Below are 20178 nucleotides of genomic sequence, written 5' to 3'. Positions count from 1 at the left end.
ATGACAACGTTCTTTCCCAGGACAAGCAAGCACAGCGCCAGAAGATTATCAACGAACCTTATATTATCAGGGGGGCTGTTGTTATTATTCCTGGGGAACTCGTTACGTGCCGCCTGGGACTTTACCAGCATTCAGCAACGCGCCGACCAGCTATATGGCCCTGCCAGTTCTGATGCAAAAAAACGTATTGATGCCTGGCAGCAACTGCTTTTGCAGCAGAGAAATAAAAGTGAATCTGAACAATTAAATGCGGTTAATCTATTTTTTAACCAACAACTGCACTACCGCGAAGATAGCGAAATCTGGAATACCATTGATTATTGGGCAACGCCGGTGGAATCACTCCGTAAAGGGGAAGCGGATTGTGAAGATTATGCGCTCGCTAAATATTTCACATTACGCCATTTAGGTATTTCAGGGGAAAAACTGCGAATTACCTACGTTAAAGCCATTCGGCTTAATCGCGCGCATATGGTGTTAACCTGGTATGAAACACCCGATGCGATCCCGGTGGTTCTTGACAGTTTGACAAATAAACTCTTGCCCGCCACACAACGCGCAGATTTATTACCGGTTTACTCTTTTAATGATAGTGGGCTGTGGTTACCAGGCAGTCAAAATAATAAACGTGTCGGGGATAGTAAGCACCTTTCTCGCTGGCAAGATGTATTAAAAAAAATGCGGGAAGAAGGATTCCCGATTGATGAATAGGATGAGCCTGTGTCACTTTTCAAACAGCTTCTGATAGCTATTTTTCTTTTTATGCTGATTATTTTCAGCGGCAGCTTTGTGGTTAATCTCGAAAGTTCGCGGGATCAGTACACGAATCAGCTGCTATCACATGCTCAGGATGCCGCAACCGCATTAGGTCTGTCGCTGACACCCCACGTTGACGATCCGGCGATGATCGAACTGATGGTCAGCTCGATTTTTGATAGCGGCTATTACAATTCGATCCGCATTGTTGATCAGAGTAACGATAAACCTCTTTTTGAGCGCAGTACTACGGCATCAATCCCGGATGTTCCTCATTGGTTCATCAGCCTGGTCGATGTGAAACCACAAGCGGGTGAAGCGACGATTATGCGCGGCTGGCAGCAAGCGGCGCGCGTCGAAGTGGTCAGCAACCCAGTTTTTGCCATAAAACGTTTATGGGACAGCACGCTGGCGAATTTACTCTGGATGCTGGCGTGCAGCGCCGTGTGTATTCTGGCAGGTGCCATGTTGTTACGCCGCCAGTTACGCCCGCTCAATTATATGGTTAAGCAGTCGCAAGCAATTACCCGACGCGAATATCTGACGCAACTCGATTTGCCAAAGACCCCTGAGTTACGCCGCGTCGTCGAAGCCATGAACCTGATGGTCACCAAGCTCAAATCGCTGTTTGAGGATCAGGCAGAGCACAGCGAACGTCTGCACAATGAAGCCTATCTTGATAGCCAAACCGGTATTGCTAACCGTCGTGCATTCGATATGCAAATGCAGTCCCGATTAAGCGATGAAGAGACAGCACCCGGTTATTTGCTGTTGCTGCGTATTCAGGATCTCAGTGGCCTGAACCAACGTTTTGGCGGCCCGCATACCGATAATCTGCTCAAGCATGTTGCTGACATGATGAGCGTGGTGAAAAGCCAGCATGCCAAGGCAGACAGTATTTTGGCGCGTATCCGTGGGGGTGAATTCGCCCTGCTTTGCCCAGGCGTCACGCGCGGCGAAATGGTGAATCTGCAACACTCGCTGACACAGCAGCTTTCCGCGTTTTATGCGACGGGCATGTCAGATATCAGCCCTGTCGCCCATACCGGGATGGTGCCCTTTAATTCCGGTGATACGCCGCAATCGCTGCTCGTCCAGGCGGATCGCGTGTTAGTGGAAGCCGAAACACGTACCACTCATCAGACTAACGATTTACCTGTCCCCGACAGCGCAGCGACTGAAGATCAGCATCTGTGGTTCACCCGTCTGGATAATGCGTTGAGTAACGGACAGTTCCAGTTATTCTTCCAGCCCGTGGTGGATTGCAAAAATCCAAAAAACATCATTCATTACAAGGTGTTATCACGAATGTTGGATGAAGATGGCAATAGCATTACCGCAGGCCGTTTCCTGCCGTGGATCCATCGATTTGGCTGGAGCCACCGTCTGGATCAGGTGATGTTAGGTCTGACATTGAAGCAGTTGAAAAGCTATTCGGGGCAACTTGCGCTGAGTTTGTCGGGCAGTTCTCTGACCAATGAAACCACCATTAAGCAATTGCTCAGTCCGTTGAAGCACCATCCCCAGCTTGCCCGTCGTTTAATTCTGGAGCTGGATGAGAACCAGATGCCGAAGCCAGAAATGATGGAAGTGTTTGTGAAAATGCTTAATCAACACCGCTGTGGTTTGGGTCTGCAACACTTTGGTAGCCGCTTCGATATGATTGGCCACTTCTCGCAGTGGGGACTGGCGTACCTGAAAATCGATTCCAGCTACATCCGTCATATTGATATCGAGAATGATAAGCGGCTGTTTATTGATGTGCTGCACAGCGCGACCCACAACATTGATTTGCCGTTGATTGCCGAACGCGTTGAAACGGAAGGTGAGTTGCGGGTTCTGCAAGAAGTGGGGATTTATGGGGCGATGGGGCAGTTACTGGGGGAGCCAGCGCCCTTCTGAGGCATCTATACCCGTCATACTTCAAGCTGCTTATGCGTTGGCTGCACCCGCTCACCCCAGTCACTTACTCAAGTAAGCTCCTGGGGATTTACGGCTTTGCCGCCTTCAAGCAACTCGAATTATTTTGGGTATAAATACCTCACTAAAAAATGAATAGCCTAAATAGTTCGAGTTGCAGGTAGGCGGCAAGAGAACGAATCCCGATGAGCTTACTAAAGTAAGTGATTCGGGTGAGTGAACGTAGCCAACACCCCTGCAACTTGAACTATGACGGCTATTTAGAAAATGCCTTGATCGTCGCTGTTCAGAAGTCCTTCTAATCCGCCTAACCCCTGGCGAGCCTGCGCGCGATTCATCAGCTTAACCTGCGCCATTTCTGGCAAGTCAGTAATCGTAATCACGCCTTTTTGGATTAACAGAAAAATCAGGTCGTCCAATACGCGCACCATTTCCAGGTCACTTTTTTGCAGCAACTCGCGATTGTGCATGCTTTCGTCCACGACACTACCGGCATTTTTCCAGGCTGAAATTTCAGCCGTTTCAGCCAAAACTTCCCCCGTCATACCACTAAACGGCGCGTTCTCAACCCGGATCAACTGGCCATCATCATTTCGTTGTACGTAATACATTGTTGCACCCTTTGAATTGCATGCGAAACACACCGCCCGGTGAGGGCGGTGTGAGTCAATTAATGTGAGTAATGCTCGGGTTTGGCTATCAAATGATCCAGTGAATAGCTCGATGAACCATGAGAATCATGATTCACTAAATGAGAAGGATCACCGCCCGTGTGGACGGAATGCGCGACATCGCCCTTTCCGTCATGAGCATCGCCGCCTTTGATAAGCTGCGTGATATCCGCCCCTTCATGCAGCTCATGCGCCAGATCGCTCAGATCAATTTTCTCATGATCGTCGCTCGCTTTTCCGCTGAAGAGTTGATGATCATCGCTGCTGTGATGGCCTTTTTCAGAGTGATGGAGATCGAAAGTCAGCGAATCATGGCTGTCGTCAAACAGGTTACTTAAACCATGATCGTGGTGCTTGTGATGTTCGGCCGCCACAGTCACATCCACGTCATGTGAGACAGGTGTTGTGTTGCCATTGCTATCTTTCGCCGTCACTGAAACATTGACGTTGTTATGCCCGGTATGAAGTGCCGACGTTTCCATCGCAATGTCATACGTTAAGTGGCCATTGACGTCATGAACAAGTGAGCTGTATTCATGCCCATTAACAGTGGCGGTGACCCGGCTACCATCATGAACATCCCCTTCAACCTGCCCGGTAATATGAGTCTGTTGTTGAAGTAATTCATGGGCATTGAGGTGGTTATCGCCGGTGACTTTATCGATGGTGACCGTCGCGTCTGCGTGAGTGTCCATTTTGACATGCTGAGTCTGGTACGCGGTGGTGGTATTGCCTGCACCGTCCGAGACTTTCACACTCACATGGGCGCTGTTAGTCCCTTCGTGCAACCAGTCTTTATCGACTTTAACGTCGTAACCCAGGTGGTTACCCACCGGCACAACTTTGGTCTGGATACTGTGACCGTTGACTTGCAACGTAACAAAATCACCGTCTTTCGCATCACCCTCCACCGTGCCGGTAATAGAGATGTGCTCAGATTCTTTCGCGTTGATGATGTTGTTTTGGGCGACGGGATCGATACTGATAGAGGCATCGATTTTGGTGTCGACGAAAATAGGGTGAGTCGCCAGTGCCGTATAATGGTTCTTCACGCCATCGGTGACGTCCACGCTCACTTTCAGGTCGTTTCCACCTTCTTTCAGCCACGTTTTATCAACACTCACGTCGTAGCCTAAGTGATTGCCCATCAGTTTCACGTCAGTGATGACAGTATGGCCGTTCACTTCCAGGGTCACCTTGTCCCCCACTTTCGCATCACCCTCCACCGTGCCGGTAACAGAAAGATGTTTAGCCTCTTGCGCATTCACAACGTCGTTTTTTGCTACAGGATCGATGGTCACCGTCGCGTCCGCGTGGGTGTCCATTTTGACATGCTGAGTCTGGTACGCGGTGGTGGTATTGCCTGCATCATCCCGGACTTTCACACTCACATGGACGCTGTTCGTCCCTTCGTGCAGCCAGTCTTTGTCAACTTTAACGTCGTAACCCAAATGGCCATCAATCATCTTCACTTTCGTTTGGATGGTGTGGCCATTCACATTCAGGGTGACCTTATCACCATCCCGCGCATCACCATCAACCGTGCCAGCGACGGAAACATGAGCAGATTCTTTGGCATTAATCACGTTGTCGCCCGCGACAGGGGCAATGGTTATCGACCCGTCAATATGGGTATCGAGTGTAATGTTATGCGTATCAGTCGACGTTGCCGTGTTACCTGCGGCGTCTTTCCCGGTTACCGATACCTCCACACTGTTCGGGCCTTCTTTAAGTGCACTATTATCAACAGCAATATCGTATGTGAGCTTGCCGTCATGATCGGCAACAACGCCAGTGAACGTATTGCCATTAACGGTAAGCGTGACCGGGTCCCCGGCATGGGCATCGCCCGTTACCGTGCCCGTAACATGCGTTGTCGGTTGGCCGAACTCTTTAATATTCACTTTATCGTCACCCGCCACGGTATCGATATGAATGCTGTTTGATGCCTTCTGATCAACGGTAATGGTGTTGTTTTCAGAAACAGTCACGGTGTTTCCCACCGCATCGGTTCCGGTCACCGTGTAGGTGATCTGCGGGTTCTGGAGCAGATCTGAGGTCGGCACTTTCACGCTAAAGGTAAGATTGCCACTCGCATCTTTTTCAATTGGGACAATCAGGTCGTTGCCATTAACGTGCACAATCACATTATTGCCAACATGCACGTCACCGCTGACCGTACCGCTAATCTCCGTAAGCGCCTGTTTGCTTTCAGCGCTATTCAGCACGTTATCGTCAGTCACGTCATTGATGTTCAAAGCAACAACGGCATGATCGTCAATAGTTACCGTTCTGGATTCACTTTGGCTAAAGTCATTACCCGCATCATCTTTGCCTGAGACCGTCACGGTAATATGTGGCTGTTCATTTGGATGAGCCTTTAATACAGCGTCTAATTCCGCTTTTAAATCGTCGGTATTGACCTTCATTGTGTAGCCTAACTGCCCGTTCATATCAGGCAGTTCAGCCACCTTTACAACAGTTTCGTGGCCATTGAGCGTGATTTTTACTTCATCACCAATACGCGCATCTTTACCCACCGTGCCGCTTATTTCCGTCGTTTTGGCGCTGAGATCATTGGCACTGAGGATATTGTCGCCCGACACCGTGTTTATGGTGATGGAGCCTTCGGCGGTGGTATCAACAGAAAGCCCGTGAGTTTCCGTCACGGTGATGCTGTTTTGCGCCGCATCGTGTCCGGTGACCTCAGCGGTGATCGTTTTCCCCTGTACCAGATCGCTGGTGAGGACACTCACTTTGTAATTCTTGCTGCCGTCCACCACGGCATCATACTTATGATGATTGACGGTGATCGTCACATGATCGCCCTGCTCCACATCACCTAAAACTGTACCGGTAATGTCGGTATTCACGTTGCGTGTTTCACTCAGGTTAAGGACGTTATCAGGCGTTACGTTATCGATGGTGACATGCGCAGAAACATCGGTATCAACGGTAACGGTTGTGTTATCCGTCACCGTAATCACGTTGCCGTGTTCATCGTGTCCATCCACGCTGGCAGTGACCTGAGGATGCTGGCGCAAATCGTCGATGCTGACATCTTTGCTGAATGTCATCACACCCGTGTTCGGATCTTCGTGTACTTGCGTTGTGATCTTGTGCCCGTTAACCGTCAACGTGACATTGCTGCCATCATGCACGCCATCACCCGTTACGGTTCCGCTAATGGTGGTGGTGCCGTTCTTCGCTTCTGCGATGTTTATGGTGTTGTCGCCGGCAATCTTATCCAGGTGGATCGTGGCGCTAACATCAGTATCAACGTGCACTTTTGTCTGTGCATCAACGACATGAGTCACCGTACCGCCATTATGTGCCGTGACGCTTGCCGTGATGTTCGGGTTTGCCATGAGGTCTTTGGTATCAACGCTGACTTCATATCCCAATTCACCCGGCAGATTTGGGCGCTCAGTAACGATGCAGTCATAATCTACATTGCCAATATGCACCGTCACATGATCGCCAGCCTGAACATCACCTGACACGGTGCCGCGCACGATCGTCGTTGGAGAGCCAGACTCGGTTTGGTTAATGGTGTTGTCACCCGCAACCGTGTTGATGGTGATCGTCGCATGCGGATCGCTGTAATGTGGTGTCGTGGTGCCACCGTTATGATCGGTACCGTTGTTATTGTTAGTACCACCTGGCACGTTAGCATGAACCTGAGCGGTTGCCGTTTCAGTATTACCGTACGGATCGGTACTGGTTATCTGTACGCTAACATCCGCATTATTGTCTAAATCATGAGCATTGATGTAGACAGGTTGACCGGTCGTAGTGTCAATTAAATGATCGCCGTTAAAACCAAGATGGCCATCCGGGAAGCGCTGAACCAGCGTTTCATAGGTTTTGCCACCAGCGAAGATCTTGACCACATCCCCTTCTTTCGCATCACCGCCGACGGTTCCTTCAATCACCCAAAAATCTCTGGAACTGTTAAGTTCCAATGAACCGATTTTTATCTCAGAATCCGCGCGCGTATCAATATTCACAACGCGATCGAATTCAGCCAATACCGTATTCCCAGCCAGATCTGAGCCCATTACTGAGGCATGAATATCCGGTTTATGACCACCGGAAATCAAATCGGCAGTGCTGACATCAATGCTGTAAGTGCCTTTATCGCTCACATTCCCATAGTAGTGCTGCCCGTTGACTGTCAGTTCAACCTGATCACCCGAATGCACATCGCCCGTGACATGGCCGGTGATCGCGGTGTGGTCTTTATGGGCTTCAGCATTGTTTATCGTGTTGTCGTCGGTGACGCGATCGATAGTGATGGTTGCGTTCGCACGGTCATCTCTTGAGACATCGTGAGTCGCACCCGCTGTGATGGTATTTCCAGCCGTATCGGAGGCATTGACGGTAGCCACAATATGCGGATCGTGTAGCAAACCTTTCGTAGAAACATCAATGGAATAGCCAAGCCCACCACCGAGGAAGCTCTGCGGCCCAACGGTCGCGTGGTAAACATGGCCATCAACCGTCACATCTACCACATCACCAATCTTAACGTCGCCGCTAACCCGACCATTGATCGTGGTAGTACTAAATTTTTGATCGTGGTGATTGAGAACATCGTCGCCAGAGACGATATTGATCGTCACCGACGCATCGGCGTGGTCGTCAATAATCACCTGATGATTGTCGGTGGCCGTAACGCTGTTCCCCGCCGTATCGGTCACGCTGATGCTGGCGTGGATGGTGGAGTTGGCCTGAATATCAGCCGTGTTCACCGGAATGTGGTAACCCATCTTGCCACTCCCCAGGTCTTCCACTAATCCATTGTATTCATGGCCATTCACTTCCAGCTTCAGCGGATCGCCGACATGCATTTCTCCTGTCACCGTTCCGCTGACTAAGGTGTAACCATGCTTCAGTTCAGCATTATTCAGGGTGTTATCGTCAGTGACTGAATCCACGGAGATATGCGCAATCGCCTGAGTATCAACAATAATATCCTGCGTCGCGTGTGCCGTTGTCACGTTGTTGGCCTGGTCAGTCGCCGTCACACTTGCCGTGATGTGCTTACCCGCCATCAAATCATGAGTGCTGACCGGAATGTTGTATTGGTGGTTCGCATCCACCTTGCCCGTGTAGTCAATACCGTTGATATTCAGCGTGACCAGATCACCTTCTTTGGCATCACCATCGACGCTGCCGGTCACGTTGGTGAATTCGTTCTGCGACTCCTTGCCATTGATCATATTGTCATGATTGGCGGTCACCGGATCGATGGTAATCGTCGCCACCGCTTCCCGGTCCACCGTCATGGTGGTGGTCACTTCCGCCAGTTGCTCGTTACCGACACTGTCATGGCCGACAACATGGGCGGTAATGCTGTGATCCGCCAGCACATCTTTGGTAAGAACATCCAGGCTATAGCCGAGAGCGCCATTGAGATGCGGCTGCGGCTCCACGGTTATCTCATAGTTATGCCCATTCACCGTGACGATAATTTTATCGCCCGCGTGCACATCATCGCCGCTAACGGTACCGGAAACTTTGGTCGTGTGTTGTTTAGCTTCCAGTTGGTTGATGGTGTTATCACCCGAGACGATGTCCATGGTGATACCCGCCTCGGCATGATTATCGATATGCACCGTATGCTCGGTGGTCACGGTCACAACGTTGTTTAAGTGGTCAGTCGAGGTAACGGAGGCGATGAATTTAACATCTGTATCAATCTTGCCTTGATTATCACTGAACGCCGAGGAATAAACCGGGATCTGGTAACCCAGCTTGCCGTTACCTAAATCGATAACGCTACCGCTGTAATGGTGGCCGTTAATATCCAGGTTGACCATATCACCCAGCTTCGCATCACCGTCAACACCGCCACTAACCAGTCGCATTGGTGTCGCCAGCTCATCGTGGTTCAGGATGTTATCGTCGGTAACCGAATCAATCGAAATCGTGGCATTCGCGTGGGTATCAACCGAGACATTATGCGTGAGCACCGCATGTGCAACGTTGTGTGCCGCGTCGTGACTGGTCACCGTCACCTTCACCGCATTATCGCCTTCATGAAGGACTCCGCGCGGGATCGCCACTTCGTAATGCAGGTTGCCGTTAGCATCAGCCACGACCTTGCCGTTGTAGTTGTGGCCCTGAACATTCACCACCACCGGGTCACCGACTTTTGCATCCGTGCCACTCACATCGCCACTGATAAACGTGGCGCTGTTGGATTCCGCAGCACTAACCCAGTCATCACCTGCCACGGTGTTGATCGTTATCGCGTTATTGGCATGGTTATCGATATGAACGGTGTGATCGGTGGTCACTGTGACTTCGTTGTGCGCCGCATCATGAGAGGTCACCGAGGCGGTATAGTTAACGTCCCGGTCTATTTCGCCTTCGCTATTTTTGCCAAACGCCGAGGAATCAACGGCGATGTGGTAACCCAGATGGCCTTTGCCATCCAGATCAACAACCGTATCTGAGTATGTGTGCCCGTTAATCTCGATGGTGACAATATCACCCACTTTGGCATCGCCATCCACCGTACCAGTGATGGTCTGCTTAGGCTGGGCCAGCTCATGGTGATTGAGTATGTTGTCCTCGGTGACACCATTAAGCGTAATCCTCGCATCAGCGTGGGTGTCCAGCGTGACGTGCTTATGCTCCGTCGCAATGGCTTCGTTACCCAACGCATCGTGGCTGGTTAGCGTCACCACCACATCATTTTTGCCTTCGTGCAGCGCACTTGTTGGCGCCGGAACTTCGTAGCGCAAATTGCCGTGGTCGTTCACCACTACGCCAGTGAAAGTTTGGTTATTGACGGTCACTACAACCGGATCACCTTCTTTTGCATCACCCCTCACGCCGCCGGTAATCAGCGTATCGTCCGCTGACTCTACGGCGTTGACATAGCCATCGTCTGATATGGTATTAATCGTCAGACCAGTAACCGCGAAGTTATCGACATGAACCGTGTGTTCAGTCGTCACCGTCACTTCATTGTTGACGGCATCATGGGAGGTGACGGACGCGGTGAATTTCACATTCCCGTCAATTTTGGTGTTGTTATCACCGAATGCCGAAGAGTCCACCGGGATTTTATAGCCCAGCGTGCCGTCACCCATCTCGATAACGTGGCCGGTATATTTGTTCCCGTTAAAGTCCAGAATGACGGCATCGCCTTTATGCGCATCACCCCCGACCGTTCCGATGATCAACTGCTTTTGCTCAGCCATTTCAGCATGGCTCAGGGTGTTATCTTTGGTGACACGATCAACGGTGATAGAAGCATCCGCATGAGTATCCAGCGTGACGTTATGATGCTCGGTCGCAATCGCTTCGTTACCCACCTTATCGTGGCTGGTCACCGTCACGGTGACATTATTTCCACCTTCTTTAAGTGCGCTACTCGGCACGGCAACTTTATAGACAAGATGGCCGTTTTCATAAGACACCTTGCCGAAGAACGGCTGAACATGCCCATCCAGGCGCACTTCCACAACGTCACCCGCTTTCGCATCCGGCCCGGTGACATCGCCCTTGATGAGGGTGTCGTGCCGGGACTCTTTAAAGCTAACGATGTCATCACCCGCGACGGTATGAATCGTCACGCCGTTATTGGCATGGTTATCAATGTGTACGGTGTGTTCGGTGGTCTGAATCACCTCGTTGCCCGCTTTGTCGTGGGCGGTGATGCTGGCGGTGAATTTAACGTCGGTGTCGATTTCACCCTGGTTATCACTGAACGCCGAGGAGTCCACCGGGATCTGGTAACCCAGCGAGCCGTCGCTCAGCTCAATCACGTTGCCGGTGTATTTATGGCCGTTAATGTCGAGCTCAACCACGTCGCCTTTACGCGCATCACCATCCACCACGCCGCTGATCAACTGGTGCGCTTTATCCAGTTCGCTGTGGTTTAGAACATTGTCTTTAGTGACATCATCAATCGAGATGGTCGCTTTGGCCTGGCTGTCGAGCGTGACGGTTTTGTGCTCCGTCGCAACCGCCTCATTACCCACGCCGTCATGGCTGGTGACCGTCACCTGCACGTCGTTCTGGCCTTCGTGCAACAGGTCGCTGTGCACTGCCACATCGTAGTGCAGTCTGCCGCGCGCATCCGCGAACACTTCACCTTTAAAGTCGTGCCCGTCCACGCGCACCACCACATGATCACCCACTTTCGCATCCGGCCCGTTGACGATACCGGTGATGTGCGTTGGCCCTTCGGACTCGATTTTGTTGACTACGTTATCGCCCGCAACGGTGTTGATGGTCACGCCGTTGTTGGCGTGGTTATCAATGTGTACGGTGTGTTCGGTGGTCTGAATCACCTCGTTGCCCGCTTTGTCGTGGGCGGTGATGCGGGCGGTGAATTTAACGTCAGTGTCGATTTCACCCTGGTTATGACTGAACGCCGAGGAGTCCACCGGGATTTGATAGCCCAGTGTGCCGTCGCTCAGCTCAATTACGTTACCGGAATATTTATGGCCGTTAATGTCCAGCTCAACCACGTCGCCTTTACGCGCATCGCCATCCACCACGCCGCTGATCAACTGGTGCGCTTTATCCAGTTCCGTGTGGTTTAACACGTTGTCGTCGGTGACGCTGTCAATCGAGATGGTCGCTTTGGCCTGGCTGTCGAGCGTGACGGTTTTGTGCTCCGTCGCAACCGCCTCATTACCCACGCCGTCATGGCTGGTAACCGTCACCTGCACGTCGTTTTTCCCTTCGTGCAACAGGTCGCTGTGCACCGCCACGTCGTAGTGCAGTCTGCCGCGCGCATCCGCAAACACTTCACCTTTAAAGTCGTGCCCGCCCACGCGCACCACCACATGGTCACCCACTTTCGCATCCGGCCCGTTGACGATACCGGTGATGTGCATCGGCCCTTCTGACTCGATTTTGTTGACTACGTTATCGCCCGCAACGGTGTTGATGGTCACGCCGTTGTTGGCATGGTTATCAATGTGTACGGTGTGTTCGGTGGTCTGGATAACCTCGTTGCCCGCTTTGTCGTGGGACGTCACGCGGGCGGTGAATTTAACGTCGGTGTCGATTTCACCCAGGTTATTACTGAACGCCGAGGAGTCCACCGGGATGTGATAGCCCAGTGTGCCGTCGCTCAGCTCAATCACGTTGCCGGTGTATTTATGGCCGTTAATATCCAGTTCAACCACGTCGCCTTGACGCGCATCGCCATCCACCACGCCGCTGATCAACTGGTGCGCTTTATCCAGTTCGCTGTGGTTTAGCACATTGTCTTTAGTGACATCATCAATCGTGATGGTCGCTTTAGCCTGGCTGTCGAGCGTGACGGTTTTATGCTCCGTCGCAACCGCTTCGTTACCCACGCCGTCATGGCTGGTGACCGTCACCTGCACGTCGTTTTGCCCTTCGTGCAACAGGTCTGAGTGCACCGCCACGTCGTAGTGCAGTCTGCCGCGCGCATCCGCGAACACTTCACCTTTAAAGTCGTGCCCGCCCACGCGCACCACCACATGATCACCCGCTTTCGCATCCGGCCCGTTGACGATACCGGTGATATGCGTTGGCCCTTCGGACTCGATTTTGTTGACTACGTTATCGCCCGCAACAGTGTTAATCGTCACGCCGTTATTGGCGTGATTATCAATGTGTACGGTGTGATCGGTGGTCTGAATCACCTCGTTGCCCGCTTTGTCGTGGGCGGTGATGCTGGCGGTAAACGTCACATCACCGTCGATTTCACCCTGGTTATCACTGAACGCCGAGGAGTCCACCGGGATCTGGTAACCCAGCGAGCCGTCGCTCAGCTCAATCACGTTGCCGGTGTATTTATGGCCGTTAATGTCGAGCTCAACCACGTCGCCTTGACGTGCATCGCCATCCACCACGCCGCTGATCAACTGGTGCGCTTTATCCAGTTCGCTGTGGTTTAGCACGTTGTCGTCGGTGACGCTGTCAATCGAGATGGTCGCTTTAGCCTGGCTGTCGAGCGTGACGGTTTTGTGCTCCGTCGCAACCGCTTCGTTACCCACGCCGTCATGGCTGGTGACGGTCACCTGCACGTCGTTCTGGCCTTCGTGCAACAGGTCGCTGTGCACTGCCACATCGTAGTGCAGTCTGCCGCGCGCATCCGCGAACACTTCACCTTTAAAGTCGTGCCCGTCCACGCGCACCACCACATGGTCACCCGCTTTCGCATCCGGCCCGTTGACGATTCCGGTGATGTGCGTTGGCCCTTCGGACTCGGCTTTATTGACTACGTTATCGCCCGCAACGGTGTTGATGGTCACGCCGTTGTTGGCATGGTTATCAATGTGTACGGTGTGTTCGGTGGTCTGGATAACCTCGTTGCCCGCTTTGTCGTGGGCGGTGATGCTGGCGGTGAATTTAACGTCGGTGTCGATTTCACCCTGGTTATCACTGAACGCTGAAGAGTCCACCGGGATGTGATAGCCCAGCGTGCCGTCGCTCAGCTCAATCACGTTGCCAGTGTATTTATGGCCGTTAATATCCAGCTCAACCACGTCGCCTTTGCGTGCATCGCCATCCACCACGCCGCTGATCAACTGGTGCGCTTTATCCAGTTCCGTGTGGTTTAGCACATTGTCTTTAGTGACATCATCAATCGTGATGGTCGCTTTAGCCTGGCTGTCGAGCGTGACGGTTTTGTGCTCCGTAGCAACCGCTTCGTTACCCACGCCGTCATGGCTGGTGACCGTCACCTGCACGTCGTTTTGCCCTTCGTGCAACAGGTCGCTGTGCACCGCCACGTCGTAGTGCAGTCTGCCGCGCGCATCCGCGAACACGTCACCTTTAAAGTCGTGCCCGTCCACGCGCACCACCACATGATCACCCGCTTTCGCATCCGGCCCGTTGACGATACCGGTGATGTGCGTCGGCCCTTCGGACTCGATTTTGTTGACTACGTTATCGCCCGCAACAGTGTTAATCGTCACGCCGTTATTGGCGTGATTATCAATGTGTACGGTGTGATCGGTGGTCTGAATCACCTCGTTGCCCGCTTTGTCGTGGGCGGTGATGCTGGCGGTAAACGTCACATCACCGTCGATTTCACCCTGGTTATCACTGAACGCCGAGGAGTCCACCGGGATCTGGTAACCCAGCGAGCCGTCGCTCAGCTCAATCACGTTGCCGGTGTATTTATGGCCGTTAATGTCGAGCTCAACCACGTCGCCTTGACGTGCATCGCCATCCACCACGCCGCTGATCAACTGGTGCGCTTTATCCAGTTTCGCTGTGGTTTAGCACGTTGTCGTCGGTGACGCTGTCAATCGAGATGGTCGCTTTAGCCTGGCTGTCGAGCGTGACGGTTTTGTGCTCCGTCGCAACCGCTTCGTTACCCACGCCGTCATGGCTGGTGACGGTCACCTGCACGTCGTTCTGGCCTTCGTGCAACAGGTCGCTGTGCACTGCCACATCGTAGTGCAGTCTGCCGCGCGCATCCGCGAACACTTCACCTTTAAAGTCGTGCCCGTCCACGCGCACCACCACATGGTCACCCGCTTTCGCATCCGGCCCGTTGACGATTCCGGTGATGTGCGTTGGCCCTTCGGACTCGGCTTTATTGACTACGTTATCGCCCGCAACGGTGTTGATGGTCACGCCGTTGTTGGCATGGTTATCAATGTGTACGGTGTGTTCGGTGGTCTGGATAACCTCGTTGCCCGCTTTGTCGTGGGCGGTGATGCTGGCGGTGAATTTAACGTCGGTGTCGATTTCACCCTGGTTATCACTGAACGCTGAAGAGTCCACCGGGATGTGATAGCCCAGCGTGCCGTCGCTCAGCTCAATCACGTTGCCAGTGTATTTATGGCCGTTAATATCCAGCTCAACCACGTCGCCTTTGCGTGCATCGCCATCCACCACGCCGCTGATCAACTGGTGCGCTTTATCCAGTTCCGTGTGGTTTAGCACATTGTCTTTAGTGACATCATCAATCGTGATGGTCGCTTTAGCCTGGCTGTCGAGCGTGACGGTTTTGTGCTCCGTAGCAACCGCTTCGTTACCCACGCCGTCATGGCTGGTGACCGTCACCTGCACGTCGTTTTGCCCTTCGTGCAACAGGTCGCTGTGCACCGCCACGTCGTAGTGCAGTCTGCCGCGCGCATCCGCGAACACGTCACCTTTAAAGTCGTGCCCGTCCACGCGCACCACCACATGATCACCCGCTTTCGCATCCGGCCCGTTGACGATACCGGTGATGTGCGTCGGCCCTTCGGACTCGATTTTGTTGACTACGTTATCGCCCGCAACGGTGTTGATGGTCACGCCGTTGTTGGCATGGTTATCAATGTGTACGGTGTGATCGGTGGTCTGAATCACCTCGTTGCCCGCTTTGTCGTGGGACGTCACGCGGGCGGTGAATTTAACGTCGGTGTCGATTTCACCCAGATTGTTACTGAACGCCGAGGAGTCCACCGGGATGTGATAGCCCAGCGTGCCGTCGCTCAGCTCAATCACGTTGCCGGTGTATTTATGGCCGTTAATGTCGAGCTCAACCACGTCGCCTTTACGCGCATCGCCATCCACCACGCCGCTGATCAACTGGTGCGCTTTATCCAGTTCCGTGTGGTTTAGCACATTGTCTTTAGTGACATCATCAATCGTGATGGTCGCTTTAGCCTGGCTGTCGAGCGTGACGGTTTTATGCTCAATAGCTATTGCGGTGTTACCCGCATCATCGACACCCGTCACCATCACCTGCACGTCATTGCTGCCTTCGGACAGGGCGCTGTTTGGCACGGCCACGTCATAGCGTCGATGGCCGTGTTCATCGAGGGTCACTTCACCGTAGAACTCTTTGCCGTTGACGCTGACCACCACGTGATCGCCGACCTGCGCATCACCGGTGACCTCACCGCTGATGAAGGTTGGCATGCGCGATTCGGCTGCATTCACGGTGTTGTCACCGGCTACGGTGTCAATGGTCAGCGCGTTATGCGCCTGGGTATCGAGGACGATGGTTTTGTGTTCGACGGCAATCGCGGTGTTACCGGCATCATCGACGCCGGTCACCATCACCTGCACGTCATTGCTGCCTTCGGTCAGGGCGTTTGTCGGCACCGCGATGTCGTAGCGCCGATGGCCATGTTCATCGAGGGTCACTTCACCGTAGAATTCTTTGCCATTGACGCTCACCACCACGTGATCGCCAACCTGTGCATCACCCGTGACCTCTCCGCTGATAAGAGTCGGCATGCGGGATTCGGCAGTATTCACGGTGTTGTCACCGGCGACGGTGTCGATGGTCAGGGCATTGTGCGCCTGGGTATCGAGCACGATAGTTTTGTGCTCGACGGCAATGGTGGTGTTGCCCGCATTATCGACACCCGTCACCATCACCTGCACGTCATTGCTGCCTTTGGACAGAGCGTCTGTCGGCACCGCAATGTCGTAGCGTCGATGGCCATGTTCATCGAGGGTCACTTCACCGTAGAACTCTTTGCCATTGACGCTCACCACTACGTGATCGCCGACCTGCGCATCACCGGTCACTTCGCCACAAATCAATGTCGGCATGCGGGATTCACTGGCGTTGACCACGTTGTCAGTCGCCACGGTATCAATGGTCAGAGTGTTATGCGCCTGGGTGTCGAGCACCACGGTTTTGTGTTCCACCGCAATCGCGGTGTTACCCGCATCATCGACACCGGTGACCATCACCTGCACCGCATTGCTGCCTTCGAGGAGCGCATCGGTCGGCACCGGCACTTCATAGCGCAGATGGCCGTTTTCATCGACGGTGACCGCACCGTAGAACTCTTTACCGTTAACGCTCACCACTACGTGATCGCCCGCCTGCACATCACCGGTGACTTCACCGCTGATCAAAGTTGGCATACGGGATTCAGCGGTATTCACGGTGTTGTCACCGGCTACGGTGTCGATGGTCAGGGTATTGTGCGCCTGGGTGTCGAGCGTGACGGTTTTGTGTTCCACCGCAATCGCGGTGTTACCCGCATCATCGACGCCCGTCACCATCACCTGCACGGCATTGCTGCCTTCGAGCAGCGCGTCGGTCGGCACCGGCACTTCATAGCGCAGATGGCCGCTTTCATCGACGGTCACCGCGCCATAGAACTCTTTGCCATTCACGCTCACCACCACATGATCGCCGACCTGCGCATCGCCGGTGACTTCACCGCTGATAAGAGTTGGCATGCGCGATTCGGTGGTATTGACGGTGTTATCACCGGCCACGGTGTCGATGGTCAGAGCGTTATGTGCCTGGGTATCAAGCACCACGGTCTGGTGCCCGACAGCGATCGCCGTGTTACCCGCATCATCGACGCCCGTCACCATTACCTGCACGTCGTTGCTGCCTTCGAGCAGCGCGTCGGTCGGCACCGGCACTTCATAGCGCAGGTGGCCGTTTTCATCGACGGTGACCGCACCGTAGAACTCTTTGCCGTTCACGCTGACCACCACGTGATCGCCTGCCTGCGCATCACCCGTGACTTCACCGCTAATCAATGTTGGCATGCGGGATTCGGCAGCATTGACCACGTTATCCCCAGCCACGGTGTCGATGGTCAGCGCGTTATGTGCCTGGGTATCGAGCACCACGGTTTTGTGTTCCACCGCAATCGCGGTATTACCGGCATCATCCACTCCGGTGACCATTACCTGCACGTCGTTGCTGCCTTCGGTCAGGGCACTGGTTGGCACCGGCACTTCATAGCGCAGATGGCCGTTTTCATCGACGGTGACCGCGCCGTAGAACTCTTTGCCGTTAACGCTGACCACCACGTGATCGCCGACCTGCGCATCACCGGTCATTTCGCCGCTGATCAGGGTTGGCATACGGGATTCGGCGGTATTCACGGTGTTATCACTGGCCACGGTGTCGATGGTCAGGGCATTGTGCGCCAGGGTATCGAGCACGATAGTTTTGTGTTCCACCGCAATCGCCGTGTTACCGGCGGCGTCGACACCCGTCACCATCACCTGCACGGCATTACTGCCTTCAGCCAGCGCATCGGTCGGCACCGGCACTTCATAGCGCAGGTGGCCGTTTTCATCGACGGTGACAGCGCCATAAAACTCTTTACCGTTGACGCTGACCACCACGTGATCGCCGACCTGCGCATCACCCGTGACTTCACCGCTGATAAGAGTCGGCATGCGGGATTCAGCGGTATTCACGGTGTTATCACTGGCTACAGTGTCGATGCTCAGGGTGTTGTGTGCCTGGGTATCGAGGACGATGGTTTTGTGCTCAATGGAGATCGCTTCGTTACCCGCCGCATCGTGGCTGACGAGCTGGACTTGTACGCCATTAGCCCCTTCTTTGAGAAGGCGGGTTGGAACCGGCACTTCGTAGTGCAACTGGCCGTTATCGTTCACGACAACACCGTAGAAATCGCGGCCACCTACCGTCACGGTAACCGGGTCGCCTGCCTTAGCATCGCCACCGACCACACCCGTTATCATGGTTGGCATACGGGATTCGGCAGTATTAACGATGTCATCGCCTGCCACGGTTTGGATTGTGAGGCTGTTATGAACGTCGAGATCGATTTCAACGTGATGGTCAGAAGAGGCTTGAGTCGTGTTACCGGCTTCATCCGTTGAGGTAACAGTGGCATGGATGTTCGGGTCAGCCAGCAGCCCCTGGGTGGAAACATCAATGCGATATCCCAACACACCATTTCCCAAGTCGATAACCACGTCAGTGTATTCATGCCCATTCACGGTGAGGGTAATTTTATCGCCGATTCTGGCATCCCCGGAGACCGTGCCATGAACGGACGTCTGCGCATGGTGGGATTCGGCAATATTGATAACGTTATCTGCCGTCACGTTATCAATGGTGATGTTGTCATGGAGATCGGTAATATCAATAACCGCATTGACGGTACTGTGCGCGCTGCGGCCAGAGACATCTGTGGCGGTTGCGATAACAGTAATCTCGCCTTCAGCAAGACCACTTAAATCAGGTTGTGTTGTCCAGTGACCATTTTTGACATCCACTTCAATCGTCAATGTGTTTTTTTGGCTATCGGTAAACGTCAGCGTCACATGATTCTGATTACTGGTGCCGTTGATAGTGGTGTGATTTATTTCATTTTTGTTAATGAAGCCATCGTTACCCGCAAAATCATCAATCTGAACTAACGGAGGGAGAACGGGAGGAGAACCCGCCGTCCTGGCACCTTCGGGCAACTCATGCGTCCATGTTGGCGCGCCCAGGCCCTGAGTGTTAAAACCGGCAGTCGGATCGATTATCTTCCCGGTTAACTCCAGTTGGACGTGGGTATGACCCCCGCCGCCGCCAACAATGGGCTCTGGGGTTTGGTTACCTGCGGCGGTAGCTTCTAAGGATTGGGTCGGGTCAGCACCATCAGCAATGGCTTTTTGTAACGAAGCGACATCCTGGGCTTCATGTTCCGTGCTATTTACCGCGGTTAGACCGTGTTCACTCCAGTGGCTATTGCGCCCGAGATCCAACGTTTTTCCATCGGGCAAAGAGACGCTGACCGCGCCGCTACTGCCTGTGACAATCTCCTCACCGCTGTAGATTCGGTCACCTTCTTTCAAGAGACGCTGTGAGCCATCTGCTTCGATTACATAAACCTGGCCAATTACTGCTCTGATGACACCGAGTAAATTGCTCACCGTTCCCTCTCTTGAATATCTTATTTTTATGAATGTCGCGATAATTTAAATAATTAATAACATTATTTTTTCACTCATCGAATACAACGAAATAATAGAAATGCCCATTAATGGACATTCCTTTTTTATCGTTAATTAATAAATGTAGAAAAAAACACAGTTATTATATTTCTATTCTCACAAGCTTGACTGAGTATTAAATATAATCAAAAATAACGCAAAGTGA

5 protein-coding genes are annotated in these 20178 nt (G+C 52.9%); 2 read left to right on the top strand and 3 right to left on the bottom strand.

Translation table 11 applies throughout. The annotated features are described in order from the left end of the window. Both lapG and lapD read left to right on the top strand, forming a co-directional pair. Positions 1-711, top strand: coding sequence for a cysteine protease LapG (gene lapG / locus OH773_RS03800; protein WP_270143166.1), 711 nt, complete (start codon positions 1-3; stop codon positions 709-711). Between the two features lie 9 nt (positions 712-720). Further along, positions 721-2658, top strand: coding sequence for a cyclic di-GMP receptor LapD (lapD, locus tag OH773_RS03795; RefSeq protein WP_270143163.1), 1938 nt, complete (start codon positions 721-723; stop codon positions 2656-2658). 278 nt (positions 2659-2936) lie between these two features. On the opposite strand, the gene OH773_RS03790 is transcribed toward lapD, so the two are convergent. From OH773_RS03790 to OH773_RS03780, 3 genes are read right to left on the bottom strand one after another with little or no spacing between them, the layout of a single operon-like run. Further along, the gene (locus tag OH773_RS03790) at positions 2937-3287 is read right to left on the bottom strand and encodes a tryptophan synthase subunit beta (protein WP_270143161.1); all 351 of its coding nucleotides are present in this window, start codon (positions 3285-3287) and stop codon (positions 2937-2939) included. 59 nt (positions 3288-3346) lie between these two features. Next, entirely contained in the window at positions 3347-14545 is an 11199-nt protein-coding gene (locus OH773_RS03785; protein WP_270143159.1) for an Ig-like domain-containing protein, read from the bottom strand. A gap of 10 nt (positions 14546-14555) precedes the next feature. Then, positions 14556-19952, bottom strand: coding sequence for a retention module-containing protein (locus OH773_RS03780; RefSeq protein WP_270143157.1), 5397 nt, complete (start codon positions 19950-19952; stop codon positions 14556-14558). Between the last annotated feature and the right edge of the window lie 226 nt (positions 19953-20178).

The sequence above is a fragment of the Buttiauxella sp. WJP83 genome, from assembly GCF_027594725.1.
In the GTDB taxonomy this organism is placed as follows: domain Bacteria; phylum Pseudomonadota; class Gammaproteobacteria; order Enterobacterales; family Enterobacteriaceae; genus Buttiauxella; species Buttiauxella selenatireducens.
This window is presented reverse-complemented; position numbering and strand designations above follow the sequence as displayed.

What these genes read in the sequence shown, in the direction of transcription:
- lapG (WP_270143166.1), top strand. Translation starts at nt 1, where the DNA reads ATGACAACGTTCTTTCCCAGGACAAGCAAGCACAGCGCCAGAAGATTA.
- OH773_RS03790 (WP_270143161.1), bottom strand. Translation starts at nt 3,287, where the DNA reads ATGTATTACGTACAACGAAATGATGATGGCCAGTTGATCCGGGTTGAG.